17 protein-coding genes are annotated in these 16,484 nt (G+C 66.2%); 10 read left to right on the top strand and 7 right to left on the bottom strand.

Features of this window, described 5'->3' with window-relative positions:
* From DD559_RS08390 to DD559_RS08375, 4 genes are all read left to right on the top strand, one after another.
* Window positions 1-867 (top strand): sensor histidine kinase (locus DD559_RS08390; RefSeq protein ID WP_116468772.1); only part of this gene is annotated, 867 nt, incomplete at its 5' end.
* The gene (locus DD559_RS08385) at window positions 864-1,274 is read left to right on the top strand and encodes a response regulator (protein ID WP_206364480.1); all 411 of its coding nucleotides are present in this window, start codon (window positions 864-866) and stop codon (window positions 1,272-1,274) included. The genes DD559_RS08390 and DD559_RS08385, both read left to right, overlap by 4 nt.
* Complete coding sequence (locus DD559_RS08380; RefSeq protein ID WP_116468771.1) at window positions 1,271-1,981, top strand: Crp/Fnr family transcriptional regulator; 711 nt, start codon at window positions 1,271-1,273, stop codon at window positions 1,979-1,981. The genes DD559_RS08385 and DD559_RS08380 overlap by 4 nt, the downstream gene beginning before the upstream one ends.
* A gap of 85 nt (window positions 1,982-2,066) precedes the next feature.
* Window positions 2,067-2,321, top strand: coding sequence for a hypothetical protein (locus tag DD559_RS08375; RefSeq protein ID WP_116468770.1), 255 nt, complete (start codon window positions 2,067-2,069; stop codon window positions 2,319-2,321).
* A 203-nt stretch (window positions 2,322-2,524) separates the two neighbouring features.
* On the opposite strand, the gene DD559_RS20375 is transcribed toward DD559_RS08375, so the two are convergent.
* The 6 genes from DD559_RS20375 to DD559_RS08345 are packed head-to-tail and all read right to left on the bottom strand — an operon-like array spanning window position 2,525 to window position 10,124.
* A complete protein-coding gene (locus tag DD559_RS20375; RefSeq protein ID WP_116468769.1) occupies window positions 2,525-4,624 on the bottom strand; it encodes a bifunctional glycosyltransferase/UDP-glucuronate decarboxylase in 2,100 nt (699 codons plus the stop codon).
* On the bottom strand, window positions 4,621-5,706 hold the full coding sequence (locus DD559_RS08365; protein ID WP_116468768.1) for a CgeB family protein: 1,086 nt from the start codon (window positions 5,704-5,706) through the stop codon (window positions 4,621-4,623). Before DD559_RS08365 ends, DD559_RS20375 begins: the two co-directional genes overlap by 4 nt.
* On the bottom strand, window positions 5,703-6,815 hold the full coding sequence (locus DD559_RS08360) for a CgeB family protein (protein WP_116468767.1): 1,113 nt from the start codon (window positions 6,813-6,815) through the stop codon (window positions 5,703-5,705). Before DD559_RS08360 ends, DD559_RS08365 begins: the two co-directional genes overlap by 4 nt.
* Window positions 6,812-7,933 (bottom strand): glycosyltransferase family 4 protein, encoded by a 1,122-nt coding sequence (locus tag DD559_RS08355; RefSeq protein WP_240610175.1) that lies wholly within the window; start codon window positions 7,931-7,933, stop codon window positions 6,812-6,814. Before DD559_RS08355 ends, DD559_RS08360 begins: the two co-directional genes overlap by 4 nt.
* A complete protein-coding gene (locus tag DD559_RS08350; protein WP_116468766.1) occupies window positions 7,930-9,015 on the bottom strand; it encodes an NAD-dependent epimerase/dehydratase family protein in 1,086 nt (361 codons plus the stop codon). The genes DD559_RS08355 and DD559_RS08350 overlap by 4 nt, the downstream gene beginning before the upstream one ends.
* Window positions 9,012-10,124: an NAD-dependent epimerase/dehydratase family protein gene (locus tag DD559_RS08345; protein WP_116470805.1), complete on the bottom strand. Its 1,113-nt coding sequence runs from the start codon at window positions 10,122-10,124 to the stop codon at window positions 9,012-9,014. Before DD559_RS08345 ends, DD559_RS08350 begins: the two co-directional genes overlap by 4 nt.
* 246 nt (window positions 10,125-10,370) lie before the next feature.
* On the opposite strand from DD559_RS08345, the gene DD559_RS08340 reads away from it, so the two are divergent.
* Genes DD559_RS08340 through DD559_RS08325 form a run of 4 tightly spaced genes read left to right on the top strand, consistent with a single transcriptional unit; the run spans window position 10,371 to window position 13,880 of the window.
* Window positions 10,371-10,970 (top strand): histidine phosphatase family protein, encoded by a 600-nt coding sequence (locus DD559_RS08340; RefSeq protein WP_116468765.1) that lies wholly within the window; start codon window positions 10,371-10,373, stop codon window positions 10,968-10,970.
* Complete coding sequence (locus tag DD559_RS08335; RefSeq protein WP_116468764.1) at window positions 10,967-11,776, top strand: TIGR04290 family methyltransferase; 810 nt, start codon at window positions 10,967-10,969, stop codon at window positions 11,774-11,776. The genes DD559_RS08340 and DD559_RS08335 overlap by 4 nt, the downstream gene beginning before the upstream one ends.
* On the top strand, window positions 11,773-12,774 hold the full coding sequence (locus DD559_RS08330; protein WP_116468763.1) for a glycosyl hydrolase: 1,002 nt from the start codon (window positions 11,773-11,775) through the stop codon (window positions 12,772-12,774). The genes DD559_RS08335 and DD559_RS08330 overlap by 4 nt, the downstream gene beginning before the upstream one ends.
* Window positions 12,774-13,880 carry an inositol-3-phosphate synthase gene (locus DD559_RS08325; protein WP_116468762.1) on the top strand — a complete coding sequence of 369 codons (1,107 nt, stop codon included), beginning with the start codon at window positions 12,774-12,776 and terminating at the stop codon, window positions 13,878-13,880. Before DD559_RS08330 ends, DD559_RS08325 begins: the two co-directional genes overlap by 1 nt.
* Window positions 13,881-13,887: 7 nt before the next feature.
* Here DD559_RS08325 and DD559_RS08320 read toward each other — a convergent pair whose 3' ends face one another.
* Window positions 13,888-14,415, bottom strand: a complete 528-nt coding sequence (locus DD559_RS08320; RefSeq protein ID WP_116470804.1) for a DUF1003 domain-containing protein — start codon at window positions 14,413-14,415, stop codon at window positions 13,888-13,890.
* Between the two features lie 47 nt (window positions 14,416-14,462).
* On the opposite strand from DD559_RS08320, the gene DD559_RS08315 reads away from it, so the two are divergent.
* On the top strand, window positions 14,463-15,422 hold the full coding sequence (locus DD559_RS08315) for an MDR/zinc-dependent alcohol dehydrogenase-like family protein (RefSeq protein ID WP_116468761.1): 960 nt from the start codon (window positions 14,463-14,465) through the stop codon (window positions 15,420-15,422).
* Window positions 15,419-16,408 carry a Gfo/Idh/MocA family protein gene (locus DD559_RS08310; RefSeq protein ID WP_116468760.1) on the top strand — a complete coding sequence of 330 codons (990 nt, stop codon included), beginning with the start codon at window positions 15,419-15,421 and terminating at the stop codon, window positions 16,406-16,408. Before DD559_RS08315 ends, DD559_RS08310 begins: the two co-directional genes overlap by 4 nt.
* The last annotated feature ends 76 nt before the right edge of the window (window positions 16,409-16,484 follow it).

Below are 16,484 nucleotides of genomic sequence, written 5' to 3'. Positions count from 1 at the left end.
TATACGATCGGTGCGGTGGAGCCCAGTTACGGGGCATGGGCGGATCGCCTCCATCCGGAGGATCGCGTCCGAACCGAAGCGGTGGTTCGCTCCGCGTTGACCGGCGACGGCACGTATCGACACGAGTATCGCATCGTGCGTCCCGACGGCACTATCCTCCGGATTCTGGGGCACGGCAGCCTTTCTTATGATCGCGCGCGAAGGCCGATCCGCTTGATCGGCGCGATGATCGACGTCACCGAACGCCACCATGCGGCGGCATCTCGGAGCATGCTGATCGGCGAGTTGCAGCACCGCGTGCGCAACCTCCTCGCCGTCGTGCGATCGATCTTCGCGAGAACCGTCGAGGCCGGCGGGCCGATCGAGGACATCGCGCTGCACTTCAAGGGTCGCCTGGACGCCTTGGCCCGTACGCATGTGATCGCGACACGCAACCCAGGCGCGACGCTCGACCTGGAAAATCTGTTGCGCGAGGAGTTGCTCGCCGCCGGCTTCGGTAGCGACCCGCGGGTCCTCTTGGACGGTCCCGATGTGGCGCTTGATTCCAGGAGCGCGGAAATCATTGGCCTCGCGCTGCATGAGCTGATCACCAATGCCATCAAATATGGTGCTTTCAAGTTTCCGGCCGCCCGCATAGAAATTCGTTGGTCGATTAACCTGCGATATGGTTCCGAGCCGCATTTGCTCTTTAAGTGGATGGAGCAGGGCGTTCCCATGGTAGGAGTTCTTCCTGGCCATCAGGGATTTGGAAGTGAATTCATTCGTGAAGGCCTTCCATATCGGCTGGGCGCAGAGACGGAGCTTGTCTTCACCGGCGGGGGTGCGCGCTGTACGATTTCCCTGCCGTTGCCGGGCAACCCGGCATGATCCGGCGCGCGATGGAAAGCACCTTTATCATGGATGATACGCTTTCGGGTCTGCGTGTTCTGGTCGTGGAGGACGAGTACTTCATCGCAATGGACGTGGCGCGGGCGATCACCGATGCCGGTGCCCAAGTCGTCGGCCCCGTGCCGCAACTTGATCAGGGATTGGCACTGGCCGATGGCGAGCACCTCGATGCCGCGGTGCTCGACGTCCATCTGGAAGGCGGATTTTCCTATGCTATCGCCGAATCGTTAACGCGGCGTAGCGTGCCCTATCTGCTGTTGACCGGCTACGACACCTGGGCCTTGCCCGAGCAGTTTCGGGACGTTCCCCGACTTACCAAGCCCATCCAGCTTCGTACGCTAACGGCGCACCTCCGCGCGCTCTTGGGAGATGCCTTGTGTCCATGATGTTCGCGAAGCCTGTGTCCACCTTCGATTCGCCGGCTCTCCATCGCCTGTCCCGCATCGCGCCGCTCGGGGATGCCGCGCGTGACCTGATCGCCCTTGCGGTGCGGGAGCCGCGGCGCGTGCCGATGCGGCGTGAACTGCTGATCGAAGGGCGAGCGGTGCCAGAGCCGATGCTGCTTGTCAGCGGATGGGCTGCGCGCGTTCGAATCCTGGCGGACGGCCGTCGCCAGTTCCTGAGCTTTCTGCTTCCGGGCGACCTGATCGGCTTGTGCCGGCATGACCGGCCGCTGGCGGTGTCCACGGTGCAGACCCTGACCGACGCCAAGGTAGCCACCGTGCCCGACGTGGACCTGCCCGAACTTCGGCAGGCATATGCGGCAAGCAATGCCTTGGAGGAGGCCTATCTCCTTGCCCAGATCACGAGGCTGGGGCGGCTCAATGCACTCGATCGCATCTGCGATCTGATGCTGGAAATCCACGAACGGTTGGCGCTTGCCGACTTGGTTCAGGGCGACAGTTTCGAGGTACCGCTGACGCAGGAGATGCTGGCCGACGCGCTCGGCCTGACGCCCGTCCACATCAACCGCATGCTCCAGCAGGCGCGACGAGACGGGGACCTGGAATGGCGCGGCAGCTTGGTGACGCTTCTAGACCCGGCTGCGCTTTCACACCGACTTGGCCGAACGCCCGCTCGCGTGACTGCCTGAACGGTTCGTCGCACGGCCTATACAAGGTAAGCGCGCACGTAGACACCATCAGGCAAGCTCGTCGTCAAGACAAGCGGAGACGATCATGCGCGATATCGATGATTATCATTATGCCCGCGCGGTTGCCGAACTCAACGCCGCGCAGCGGTCTCTTTGCCCGGAGGCGGTGCAGGCGCATTGTGCGCTCGCCGAACTGCATCTCGAGCGATCCAGCGCCGGGCATCCCTCCGATGTGCTGGATCTTCAAGAAGATCCGCGTGCCCCAGCAGCATGGTGTGCCGAGTCACCGGTGATGCGTGGGACCGTCTTGCCGCTGAAAGGGGATCGAAAGGACGATTGAAGGCCGCTTCACTCGGCATGACCTGCTGACGAGAGAGGCATAGGGCGGCCGGCGGGCGGGTAGCGGCTCGCAATGCGCAGCTCGATGTCCGATCAACAGCCTCTGCGGAACATCGCAGACGCCGCCGCGCGCGTCGCTGCTTTGACAACAGGACGCCCCTCCGCCCTTGCCCGCCATGGCGGAAGAGGCGTCGGCACACGGCGTCACTCGGCCGCTACCCTCACCAACTCCGATCCAAAGCCAGGCCCTTTGACGGTTGCTGCGAACCAGTCGAACGTCCTCTGCAGGCCGATCGCGAGCGGTATCTTCGGTTCCCAAGCGAGAAGCTCCCGCGCGCGCGCGATGTCGGGCCGGCGCCGCCGCGGATCATCCGTCGGCAGTGGGCGATACTCCACCGCCCGCGGGGTGCCTGCCATTGCCGCGATGTGTTCCGCCAGCTCGCCAACCGTGATCTCGTGCGGATTTCCAAGATTGACGGGTTCGAGGCCGGTCACGTCGCTGTTCATCAGCAAGATCAGGCCCCGCACCAGATCGGAGACATAGCAGAAGCTGCGGGTCTGGCTGCCATCGCCGTACAGGGTCAGCGGCCTGCCGGACAGCGCCTGGACGATCAGGTTCGATACGACCCGCCCGTCATCGACGTGCATGTGCGGCCCATAGGTGTTGAAGATGCGCGCAACCCGCACCTCGGTCCGGCCTGTGCGGCAGAAATCATAGGTCAGTGCTTCCGCTGCGCGTTTTCCCTCGTCGTAACAGGCGCGGGGCCCTGTGCAGCTTACCCAGCCGCGATATTCCTCGCGCTGGGGATGCGCTTCCGGATCGCCATAGACCTCCGAGGTCGAGGTGAGCAGGAACCGCGCACCAGCTGCGGAGGCCAGGCGCAGCAGGCGATCGGTACCCACCACGTTGGTGAGCATCGTATGCTCCGGATCCACCTGATATTGCGGCGGCGAGGCCGCGCAGGCGAGATTGTAGATCTGCTTGAAGCGGTGGGCGCGTTCCAGAATGCTTGCCGGCAGCGCATCGACGATGTCGCCGCGCACGAACTCGAAGCCGGGCCGGTCTTCCAGCGCACACAGATTGGACAGGTTCGACGTTTGCAGGCTGTCGAGACACACCACCTGTTCGCCCCGATCGAGCAGCGCCGAGCAGAGGTGCGAACCGATGAAGCCGGCGCCTCCGGCGACCAGGATCAGGGACTTTTCTTGTTTCGTCGTCATCGGGGCATTCCTCTCTGGACGCGTGTTGCGGCGGCGCGCCCTCGCTTCGTCGAGATGCGCTTCCAGTTCCGCCGCGCGGTGGGTGGCGTCGTGGCGTTCGAGCAGGCGGCGGCGCGCGGCTTTGCCGATCGCCTCGACGTCGCCATCCAGGGCTGCGAGGGCGTCCGCGGTCGTGTCGGCAAGCAGGATCTCGTCGTCGGGTACGAACAGGCTTTCAATGCCTTCCCAGCGGTCCGAGAGGATCGGCGTGCCGCACGCCGCCGCCTCGAACAGCCGCACCGACGGAGACCAGCCTGCCGCGATCATGTCAGCGCGGGTGACGTTCAGCGTCATGCGCGAGGCGGAATAAAAGCCCGGATGTTCGGCCGGCGGCAAATGTGCGATCCGTTCGACATTGGCCGGCCAGTCGATCTCGTCCGGATATTGCGGGCCCGCCACCGCGAACCGCAAATCCGGGCGGCGGCGGGCGGGTTCCAGCAGCAGCCTCTCCAGCGTCGGCTGACGATCGGGGCTATAGGTGCCGAGATAGGTGAGATCCCAGCGCTTCGGCACCTGCAGCGGGCGGTAGGCCTCGGTGTCGACGGAACAGTAAAGAGCGCGCGCGGCCGTGCTGCCGAACACGCGCTCGATCCGATCCAGTGTCGGGCCGCCGGTGAAGCTCAGATACACGTCATAGCCGGGGATCAGCGCGGGCGTGAGATACTCGAAGTCGCCGCGGGCGAGCTTGGCGAGGGTGACCGGCGTGTCGATATCGTAAAAGGCGGTGGCGCCCTTGGCGATTTTCTGGACGAAGGTTCCGATCTCGACGCCGTCGGGCACATAGGATCCGACCATCACGGCATCGGCCTGCGCGATCTGCGCGCGCCAGCCGTCGAGATCGGCGAGCGTGCGGTAATATTCGAGCCGACAGAAATCGGGATCGACCAGGTCGCGATGCGGACCCGCATACCAGGGCACTTCGCGTTCGAGGAAGAGCACCTCATGGCCCCGCGCGGCAAAGGCGCGGAGCAACGCCCGGAAGGTGGTGGCATGGCCGTTGCCCCAGGAGGAGCCGAGGCTGAGGCCGAGGACGACCAGCTTCATGCGGCCTTCCTTTCGCGAGCTCGGCGCGACTTGAGGATTGCATCGACCTGCGCGCCCCGCAGGTCGTAGCTGTGCTCCGCCAGCACGCGAACCCTCGCCGCGGCGCCGATCGTGCGGGCGCGTTCGGGGGTCAGGGTGGCGAGATGCTCGGCAACGTCCTGCCCGTCGCGGGCGATGAGCACTTCCTGGGGCCTCAGGAACAGTTCGATGCCTTCCCATGCATCGGTGATCAGGCAGGCCGCCGCGCCCGCCGCCTCGAACACGCGGGTGGCGGGGGAGAAGCCGATGGCCGCCATCGAATCGCGGGCGACGTTCAGTACCGCCCGGGGCGCGCTGTTGAAGGCGTTGTGATCGGCGGTTCCGACATGGCCGATCGCGCGGACGTTCGGCGGCATTGCCATGTCATGCCAGCCATTGCCGCCGAGCAGGAAGTTGCGGCGGGGAGCGAGCGCGGCGGCACGGAGGAAGAACTCCTCGATCCGCGCCTCGCGATCGGGCAGGCGGTTGGCGAGCAGCGCCAGATCGGCGGCGAAGCGCGGATCAGCAGGGGCCGGGTGGTGCGTTTCGGGATCGAGCGCGTTGTACACCGGGATGCATTCCCGCGCGCCCATCGCCGCATAGGCATCGATCACAGGCGGGCCGCCGCCATAGGTGAGGACCAGGTCTATTTCGGGAAGCATGGCGCGCACTGGATGGGCCGGATCGCTGCGCATTTCGTCGAGTGTCGCTGCGGCATCGACGTCCCAGAAGATGCGCAGCGCATCGGCGCGCGGGGCGGTGCGCAGCGCCTCGATAAGCTCGCGATCGAAGATGCCGACGCCGCTTGCCTTCACCACCACATCCGCATGGTGCGCCTCGGCGAGGACGCTGCGAAGGCCCTCGTCCGTGGCAGGATAGACGACGACCTTGGCCCAGGCCGGTGGATCAATGTCCCGGTGCTGCTGGCGGTCGAAGGCGTCAGGTTCGTAGAAGCGGATGTCATGGCCGCGTGCAGCCAGTGCCTTCAGGATGCCGCGATAATAGGTCGCGGCGCCGTTCCAGTAGGAAGAGAGCAGGCTGGATCCGTAGAATGCGATCTTCATGCGGCTTCCTCGATGGGTTTGTGGGGCGCTAGCCGGGCGACGATGGCGAGCAGTTCGTCGACGCGGTGCGCGCAGCTGTGGCGGGTGCGGATCGTCTCGAGACCGTTGGCGACCAGCGAGGCGCGGAGACCGGCATCGTCGCGGAGTGCGACGAGGTGGCGGGTCATCTCGGCACCATCGCTGGCAACCAGGTAATCGGCGCCCGGCCGGAACAGCCCTTCGGCATCGTTCCAGGGGGCGGAGACCAGCGGGATGCCGCAGGCGAGCGCCTCGAATACGCGGATGGTCGGGATGCCCGGCAGGATCGTCGCATAATAGCGCCGCGGCACATGAACGGTGGCGAGATGGTGCGCAAAGATCTCGGGCGCGCGGGCATTCGGTGCCCAGCCATGGTACTGCGCGCCGTGCCGGGCGAGCATTGCCCTGGCGTCGTCGGGATAGCGGACACCGTAGATGTCGAGCGGCAGGCCCGCCCCGGCGGCCGGCTCGAACAGGAAGCGCTCCAGCTCCTCGGTCCGTTCGCCATCGCCCCAATTGCCGATCCAGACCAGGCCTTGGCGTTCGCTCTCCTGCGTTGGCGGCCGGAAGCGTCGGAGATCGGCGGCCTCGTGCCACACCCAGACGCGATCGCCCCAGCCCCAGCCGCGATACACCTCGGCTAGCGTCTCGCCAAAGGCTAGTACGCCGTCATAATCGTTCAGGTCATAGGCCCGCATTGCCGTGGGCTCGCTGACCGCGCGGTGGTGGGTGTCGTGAAAGAACAGGGTGAAATTGCCGCCCATCGCGCGGGCATGGCCGATGCGGGAAACCAGCCTGGGATCATTCCACTCATGGACGATCACGAGGTCCGCGTCCCCGATCATCTCTGCGGGTGTGCACATGGGAGTGTAGGTGCGGGACTTCAGCTCGGGATAGGCCTCGCGATAGGCCGCCAGGCCTGGCTGGCCATGATCGGCGAGCAGGTTGTTCAGGCTCCAGGCGTCCTCCGGTTCCCAGACTATCACGTCATGGCCGCGGGCGATCAGTTCGCTGAGTACGCCGCGCAGGAAATGCGCGTTGCCATGGTTCCAGCACGACGCGAGCGAATGGGTGAAATAGACGATCTTCATGCCGCGACCTTTCCGGCGGGCGCGCGCTCGGCGAGGCGCTGGCGATAGAGGGAGAGCATGGCGTCGGCCATGCGGGCGGGCGTGTAGCGGCCCGCCTGCGCAGCAGCGGCATCCCCCAGGCGGCAGCGCAGCGCGAGATCGCCGATCAGCCGTTCGATCGCGCCGTAATATCCGGCCGGGTCACGCGGCGGCACGAACAGGGCGACGCCGTCCCACAGTTCGCGAAACACCGGAATGTCGGCCAGCACCAGGGCGCAACCGGCGGTAGCCGCCTCCAGTACCGCAAGGCCGAACGGTTCGAAGCACGCAGCGGAGACGAACACCGGGCGTGCCGCAAGCCGCCGCGCGAGTGCCGCGCTGTCGAGCTGGCCGAGCAGGTGCAGATGGTGCAATCGTGCCGTCTCGCCATGCGGTCCGGTCGTGGCGCCGGCGGCGTGAAACGGGACCGAGAGTTCTCCTGCAACCCTGTCGAGCAGATCGGCACCCTTCACCGGGTCCCACAGCCGTCCGACCGTGAGCACGCAGTCCTGCACCGGTTCGCGCCGCGGCGTCACCAGCGGCGTTCGGCCGTTGTGCACCACGCTCGGCACTGTCGGCAGCCCGTACTGGCGATGCACGACCTTGGCATACTCGGCCGACGGCGCGATCACCCGGTCGGCGGCGCGCAGCCCCTCTTCGGTCAGCGCGCGATGCCAGGTGAAACCGGAATCCAGCGGCACGCCGGGCCGGGCATGCTGCCACCAGGTGGAAACGCAGCCATGTGTGACCGCCAACACCGGCACGCCCGGCGCCGCCGTCGCGGCGAGCGTGGGCATGTTGCACTGTACAAGATCGGCCCCATGCAGCCGCGCCAGTCGGCCGATCTCCACGCCGGCGGCACGCACCGGGCCGGGCCCGTCGCTCAGCCAATCGAGCGGCAGCCCGGTTTCGACGAGGGTCACGCGGTCGATGGCCTGGGCCTCCGCCCGCTGTGCATCGCTCGGCCGCGGCCCGAGCTGGACCAGCAGCGTGTCCACGCCCTGCTCGGCCAGCGTGGCGGCAAGGTCGATGCTGTACTGCCATACGCCGCCGACCGCGTCGGTGGTGAGCAGCAGTCGCAGCGGCGCCGGGGCGATCACAGCGCGGTTGCCGCCAGCGGCGCCCGCGGCATCGATCGACCGAGGGGCAGTCCGCGTTGCTCGGCCAGCCAGCGCGCGAGGGCGGTAACGCCGTCCCGCCAACCGATCGGGGTGCCCAGTTCCAATAGCGTCCGCGCCCTGCTGGTCTCAGCGACGAAATAGCGCTGGTCGCCCGCGCGCCAGTCGTCGAATCGGAGATCGAGCGGACGATCGGTGATGGCCTCGACATGCCCGAGCAGCGTGCGGAGGCTGACGGCGTTGTCCGGCCCCCCGCCGAGGTTGAACGCCTGTCCCGAAAGCCGACCGATCCGTCGCCATGCGGCGATATAGGCATCGACGGCATCGGACACGTCGAGAATGTCGCGTACCTGGTGTCCGTCGCCATAAAGGGTGATCGGCGCCCCCTCGATCGCGCGGATCAGGAAATGCGCGACCCAGCCTTGATCTTCGGTTCCCATCTGCCGCTGGCCATAGATACAGCTCATCCGCAGCACGGTGGCGGGCAGGCCGTAGCTGCGCGCATAATCGAGCACATATTGGTCGGCGGCGCCCTTGGAGCAGCCATAGGGGGTGTGGAAATCGAGCGGCCGCCCTTCGCCGATGCCGTGCGCCCGCACGCCCGGGTCGACGGGCCGATACCCCTTGTCGTCCAGCGCGAATTGCAGATCGGCAAGGTCGCCATAGACCTTGTTGGTGGAAGCGAAGATCACCGGCGGGGGGGGCGCCGAATCACGGGCGGCTTCGAGCAGCGCGAAGGTCGAGGCGAGGTTGATCTCGAAATCTTCGGTCGGATCGGCGAGACTGGTCGTCACCGCCACCTGCGCCGCGAAGTGGAACACCGCGCGGGCCGAACGGACCGCCTCGGCGAGCTTCGCCGTCTCGCGGATATCCGCGATCACCGGGCGGATGCGGTCGCCATGCTGCCCTTGCAGCCAGGCGAGGTTGCGCTCCACGCCGGGGCGGCGCAGCGCGTCGTAGATCACCACCGTCTCGCCCTGTCGCGCCAGCCGATCGGCGAGGTTCGATCCGATGAAGCCGGCGCCTCCGGTGATCAGAAGCGGCCGCTGGTCCACGTCGTTCATGCGACCAGACCCCGCTTCTCCAGTTCGGCGCGTGCCTGGCCGACCCGGTCCTCCGCAGTCTGCTGTTGTACCCAGTCGGCGAGCTCGGCGAGCCCTGCCTCGAAATCCTGCCGCGCCTCGAAGCCGAGCGTCTCGCGCGCCAGGCTGGTATCGCAAAAACAGTGGCGGATATCGCCGACCCGGGTCTTCCCGACGATCTCCGGCGCGGCGTCGTTGCGACCCATGGCGCGGGCAAGGGCCTCGGCGACCTGCGTGACCGAGCGATCCTTGCCCGAACCGATGTTGAAGGTCTTGCCGGCGGCTTGCGGCAGGGTCAGCGCGTCGGCAAAGGCGCGGGCGACATCGCTGACATGGACGAAGTCGCGGCGCTGCTCGCCATCTTCGAAGATCATCGGCCGCTGGCCGTTGAGTAGCCGCGAGGCGAAGATCGCGAGTACCCCGGTGTACGGGTTCGAAAGCGCCTGACCAGGGCCATAGACGTTGAACAGCCGCAGGCACGTGGTCTCGATGCCATAAGGTGCACCCATGATGTGGGTGGTGCGCTCCTGGACATATTTGTTCAGCGCGTAGATCGAGGCGAGGCTGGGGCGCTTCCATTCGGGCGTGGCGACCGGCGAGAGGGGGCGGCCCTTGACGTCGAGCGGGTTCCATTGCTGCTGGCCGTCGCGGACGATGCCACGCTCGGCATTCTCGACCGTATTGCCGTCTTCGTCGCGATACAGGCCCTCACCATAGATGCTCATCGACGAGGCGGTGACAACCCGGCGCACCGGGGCGTCGATCAGTCGCTCGAACAGCACGGCGGTGCCGACGTCGTTGGCGGACGTATAGCGCTCGACTTCGTACATCGACTGGCCGACGCCGACTTCGGCGGCAAGGTGGATCACACTGTCGACACCTTGCAGCGCGCGGGCGACCGCATCGCCGTCGCGGATATCGCCGCGGACGAGTTCGACCTGCTCGTCCAGCGCCTCGGGGCGCGCGCGCCCCCCGTGCACCTGTTCCAGCAGGGAATCGAGGACACGTACCTGATGTCCCCTTCGCAGGAGCTCGGCAGAGACCTGGCAGCCGATGAATCCCGCGCCGCCCGTTACGAGCACCTTTTCCACCATGTCTTCTCGTTCCCCGCTTGGAGATTAACCTGGGTAAGTTGTTGTGGCGCGGTAAATCGCTACCAAGACTTTCTGGTGATCGATCTAACAGCTTCTTCTTCATCATGTTCCCAATATTGATGTATGTAAGCCCTTATGTGGATCTCGGAATATTTGAATATGATCTATGTTATTTGGAACTGTTATTGAAGGTGGGTTGTTTTTGCAGCATCTAAGTTGATGCTGTGGGTTGCGAACATTCCAATGACTGCAAAAGTGCATTTGATTCGCCACGGCGCTCACGACGAGCTCGGTCGCGTGCTGAGCGGACGCAGTGCCCGATCGCCGCTATCCCCGGCGGGGCGGACACAGGCGGAGTGGCTGGCGGCGCGGTTCGCGCGTGAGGAGCCGATTGCCGCGATCCATTGCAGCCCCCGGGAACGCGCCCGCGCTACGGCGGAAATCATCGGCGGCCGCATCGGGCTGCGCGTCCAAGTGGTTGATGCGCTGGACGAAGTGGCGTTCGGCGCCTGGACCGGCCGCAGCTTCGCCGACCTCGACCACGATCCCGAGTGGCAGGTGTGGAACCGGGAGCGGAGTGCAGCTCGTGCGCCGGAGGGGGAAACCATGGCCGAAGCCACCGCCCGGGCGGTCGGCCATATCGAGGGGCTGGCGCGACGGGGTGCGGGCGGGACCGTGCTCTGCGTCAGCCACTGCGACATCATCAGGGGCGTGGTCGCGCAGTATATCGGCCTCGGGCTCGATCGCCTGCTTGCCTTCGACGTGGACCCCGGATCGGTCAGCACGCTGCTGATCGGCAATTGGGGAGCGCGCCTGCTAACGCTCAACAGGGGACCGGAATGACGAACCTCGCCAAGTCAAGAACCGAACCGACGGACGACCTGCGGCGGTGTGTCGATGCGCTGGGCCCCTGGTTCCAGAACCTCCGCATCAAGGGGGTGGAGACCGCGCCTGATCACTTTCTGGGCGATTATCCCGGCTTCAAGTTCGCACGGTTCGCGGATGCGCTGCCTGCGGATCTTCAGGGACGCTCGGTACTCGATATCGGCTGCAACGCCGGTTTCTACGCGTTCGAGATGAAGCGGCGCGGGGCGGGCGAGGTGCTCGGCATCGACAGCGACGCCCGGTACCTCGCCCAGGCGCGGTTCGCGGCCGAGGCGCTGGGCTTCGAAGACGTCCGGTTCGAGCAATGTTCCGTGTACGACGTGGCGGCGCTGGGGCGCCGGTTCGACATCGTGATTTTCATGGGGGTGCTCTACCATCTGCGCCATCCGCTGCTGGCGCTGGACCTGATCCGCGAACATGTCGCTGGCGCGCACCTGCTTTTTCAGACGATGCAGCAGGGATCCGGTGCGCTTGCGGCCGTGCCGGACGACCATCCCTTCCACATCCCCGGCACCTTCGATCCGCCGGCGTATTTCGACGATCCTGGCTATCCCAAGCTGCATTTCATCGAGCGGCAATTTGCGGGCGACTGGACCAACTGGTGGGCGCCGAACGCGGCAGCCAGCCAGGCGATGCTGCGCGCGGCCGGCTTCACGATCGAGGCCAATCCGGAGCCGGAGGTCTATTGGTGTCGCATCACCGACGTGCCGTTCGGCGAATACGGCCCGACCGCCGTCTATCCCCTGCGGAGCCCGGCGGCATGATCGAGGCGGCGATGCTCTGGAACGAGCCCAACAACAAGTCGCACTGGGATGCGACGGTCGACCCGGACTGGTCGATGCTCGCCGCCCATGTGATCGCAGCCGGTACCGCGATCCGTGCGGTGAACCCCAGCCTGCCGCGCGTGCTGGGCGGCATGTCGCCGATCGACCCGCATTGGCTGCGGCGGATGGAGGCGCATGGCGCGCTGGAGGCGGTGGATGTGGTGGCGGTGCACGGCTTCCCGCTCGACTGGAACCTGTGGCCGCTCGCCGCCTGGCCCGACAAGATCGCGGAGATCCAGGCGGTGACCGACAAGCCGATCTGGGTGACCGAGGTGGGCGTCAGCTCCTTTGGTGACGAAGCGGTGCAAGTCTTCGGCCTGCGCCGAACGGCGGAACTGCTGCGCGGCAGAGCCGAGCGCGTCTTCTGGTATTCGCTGTTCGACCTGCCGACCAGCTGGGGTGCCGAGACCCGACACCGGGAGGCGGAGGGATCCTCCTACTACCGGCATTTCTATCTGGGCCTGATTCGTGAGGACGGCACGGCGAAGCCTGCGCTCGACGTCTATGCGGAGCACGCGGCCGAGATCGGGCTGATGCAGTGGTTTCACTTCCACGATCCCCGACTGGAAGAGGCGGTAGCGTGGATGAAGCGGCTGGGCACCCGGCGCATCCGCACCGGGCTCAGCTGGGCCGACAGCTTCCGCGAGAATGCCGTCGACTGGTTCGATCGTAAGATGGAGGCGCTGGCCGACTTCGATGTCACCGTCACCTTCTGCTTCACACCCGCGCATCTCGGCATCGAGCCGCACCACACCAGCCCGGCGCGCGATCCCCAGGCCTTTGCCGATTTCTGCGCCTGGATGATCGATCGCTACGCCGGCACCGCGACGATCGCGCCGTCGACCGGCCCGGCGGCGCTGGCGGCAGCCCAGCCCGAGCTCAATCCCCTGCTGTTCAACCGCGACGAGCGTCTCGCCGCCGAAAGAAAGTCCGCGTGATGCTCGCCCCAGACCGCCATGCCATCAATGTCGCGCTGGTCGGCGTCGGTAATTGCGCCAGTTCGCTCGTTCAGGGCATCGCGCATTATCGCGCCGGCGCCAACGACATGGTAGGGTTGATGCATCCCGAACTGGGCGGCTATGCCCCGAGCGACATTCGCGTGGTGGCGGCCTGGGACGTCGACGCGCGCAAGGTCGGCCAGGACGTCGCCGAGGCGATCTTTGCCAAGCCGAACTGCACCGCCATGTTCTGCGACGAGGTGCGCCACACCGGCGCCAAGGTGCGGATGGGCCGGGTGCTGGACGGCGTCGCCGATCATATGGCCGATTATCCGGAAGACCGCACCTTCCTCCGCGCCGACGCTGCGGAACCGAGCAAGGACGACGTCGTCCGGGCACTGCGCGATACCCATGCCCACGTGCTGATGAACTATCTTCCGGTCGGATCCCAGGCGGCGACCGAATTCTACGCCGAATGCGCGCTGGAGGCCGGGGTGGCGTTCGTCAATAACATCCCCGTATTCATCGCCAGCGACCCTGCCTGGGCGACACGGTTCGCGTCGGCGGGCGTGCCGATCATCGGGGACGACATCAAGGCGCAGCTCGGCGCCACCATCGTGCACCGCGTGCTGACCGATCTGTTCCGCAAGCGCGGCGTCACGCTCGAGCGGACCTACCAGCTCAACACCGGCGGCAACACCGATTTCCTGAACATGCTCAATCGCGCGCGGCTGGCCTCCAAGAAGGAGTCCAAGACCGAAGCGGTGCAGTCTGTCGCCGAAACCCGGCTGGCGGATGAGAACATCCATGTCGGCCCCAGCGACTATGTCGCCTGGCAGAACGACAACAAGATCTGCTTCCTGCGGATGGAAGGCCGGATGTTCGGCGGGGTGGCGATGAACCTGGAACTGCGTCTGTCGGTGGAGGACAGTCCGAACAGCGCGGGCGTTGCGATCGACATGATCCGCTGCGCCAAGCTCGCCCTGGACCGCGGATTGTCCGGGGCGATCCTCCCGGCGGCGGCATGGTTCTGCAAGCACCCGCCCGAGCAGATGCCGGACGACGTGGCATATGCGGCGGTGCAAGCCTTCATTGCGGGGAAATGAGGGTGGGTCACCGGTCGATCCCCTTTTCCTTGCGGCTCTCGTCCAGCGCGTCGAGCACCTGCACGGGCTGCACATCGGCATGGATCTCGGCGAAGGCGGGATCGTCCGGGCGGACCTCCAGCTTTTCCGCGATCCGTTCGACGAGCCCGGCCAGCTTTGTCAACTCGTGCTCGGTAAGCAGGCTGATGTGCACGTCCAAGTCCGCGCGGCGATCCGCGATGGCGGCCATGCGGTTCTGGCTGATCAGGACGAAGGTCGAAAGAAAGATCGCTTCCACCGACGCGACCATCGCCAGCGCGACGAAGGTCGGGTCGAAGCGCGGCAGCACCGGGAGCACCCCCAGATTTACCGAAATCCAAACGCCGAAGAGGACCAGATGCAGGGCCACGAACATCATCGATCCCGTGAATCGGGTGATCCGATCCGCCAGCTTGTCACTGAACGTCGCGCGCTCCGCGTCCTCGCGTTGCCGCGACGTGAGATCGTCGATGTTCTGGCGGAGCGTGGCCCCCATGCCCTGGTGTGGTTCGATCATCGTTCGATAACAGCAGGCAAAGTCCATTGGTTGCAGGGAGCCGGCGCATGATGCGCGCCGCGATCCTTGAAGGACCGGAGACGGTTCGGATCGAGAACGCGACGCTTCCGGTGCCCGGCCCGGGCGAGGTGCGCATCCGCCTGGAGGGCTGCGGCGTCTGTGCGTCCAATGTCGAACCCTGGCAGGGACAAGCCTGGAGCCGTTTTCCGGGCGATCCCGGCGGCCTGGGCCATGAGGGCTGGGGGGAGATCGACGTGGTAGGCGCCGGCGTGGAAGGCCTGTCGCCGGGCGATCGGGTGGCATCGCTCTCCTTCCGCAGCTTCGCCGATTACGACGTTGCGAGGGCCGACATGGTGGTGCGGCTCCCCGACGCCCTTTCCGGCGAGCCCTTTCCGGGCGAGCCCCTGGGCTGTGCATTCAACATCTTTCGACGCAGCGATATCGGGCCCGGCCAGACGGTGGCGATTATCGGTATCGGATTTCTCGGCGCGGTACTGACGAGGCTCGCCAGCGATGCGGGTGCGCGGGTGATCGCGATTTCGCGGCGGCAGGAGTCGCTCGATCTCGCCCGTCGTTACGGTGCGGCGGAGACAATTCCGATGCAGGATCATCATGCGATCATCGATGCCGTGAAGGCGCTGACCGGCGAGGGGATGTGCGACCGCGTCATCGAAGCGGTCGGCAAGCAATGGCCGCTGGACCTGGCGGGCGAACTGATCGGATTTGGCGGCAGGCTGGTCGTCGCGGGCTATCATCAGGACGGGCCACGCCAGGTCAATCTCCAGAACTGGAACTGGAAGGGCATCGACGTGATCAATGCGCACGAGCGCGATCCCGCCGTGCAGATGCAGGGGTTGCGCGCGGCGGTTGATGCGGTCGCGGGCGGCCGGCTGGATCCGGCGCCGCTCTATACCCATCGATACACGCTCGAACAGCTGGGCGAGGCGCTGGCCGCGACGCGGGACAAGCCGGGGCATTTCGTGAAGGCGCTGGTGATGCTGCGATGAAGCCCCGTGTCGGGTTCCTCGGCACCGGTTGGATCGGCTGTCACCGGATGGAAGCGATGCTCGCCGCCGGTGCCATCGAGGCGGTCGTATTCGCCGATCCATCGGCTGCGTGCGCGGCGCAGGCACGCACCCTCGCGCCTGGGGCACAACAGGTCGAGGGGCTGGAGGCGATGCTGGCGCTTGGCCTGGACGGCATCGTCATCGCCACGCCGAGTGCAATGCATGCCACGCAGAGCATCCGCGCGCTGGAAGCCGGCATCGCCGTGTTCTGCCAGAAGCCGCTGGGCCGCACCGCCGCCGAAGTGCGGGCGGTGGTCGCCGCCGCGCGCGCGGCAGATCGGTTGCTCGGCGTGGACCTTTCCTATCGCCATACCCAAGGGATGCGAGCAATCTTCGAGCTGGTGCGGGGCGGGGCGCTTGGCCATGTCTTCGCGGCCGATCTGGTCTTCCACAATGCATACGGGCCGGACAAGCCATGGTTCTATGATCCAGCCCAGTCTGGTGGTGGTTGCGTGATCGACCTTGGCGTGCATCTGGTCGACCTTGCGCTTTGGACCTTGGGGTTTCCCGAGGTGGGAGGGGTCACAGCGTCTCTTCGTGCGAGCGGGGGGCCCGTCGCGACCGGACAGGTCGAGGATTTTGCCTTGGCGGCCTTTCGTGCCGGCGGCACCGATGTGCGGCTTGCCTGTTCCTGGAATCTGCATGCGGGCGCGGACGCGGAGATTGCCGCCGTCTTCTACGGGACGGAAAGCGGTGCGGCGTTTCGCAACACCGGCGGTAGCTTCTATGACTTTGTCGCCGAACGGTTCAGCGGTACCGCGAGGACACCGATCGCGCTGCCTCCGGACGCCTGGGGCGCGCGCGCCGCTGCCCAATGGGCAGAGCAACTGGCGCGTTCGCCACGGTTCGATCCTGAGGCGAAGCATTTCACCTGCTCCGCCGAAGTTCTAGATAAAATATATGGTCGGGGGACCATTCTTGTTTGAGCCTCGTCGCGGAGAGGCTGACGTCAGACCGCCGCCGGCTCGTGCGCACCCGGGACCGGTTGGGGCGTGCTCGTGA

Source organism: Sphingomonas pokkalii (genome assembly GCF_003096275.1).
In the GTDB taxonomy this organism is placed as follows: Bacteria; Pseudomonadota; Alphaproteobacteria; order Sphingomonadales; family Sphingomonadaceae; genus Sphingomonas; species Sphingomonas pokkalii.
Note: the sequence above shows the minus strand (reverse complement) of the source record. Positions and strands in the feature narration are given on the sequence as shown.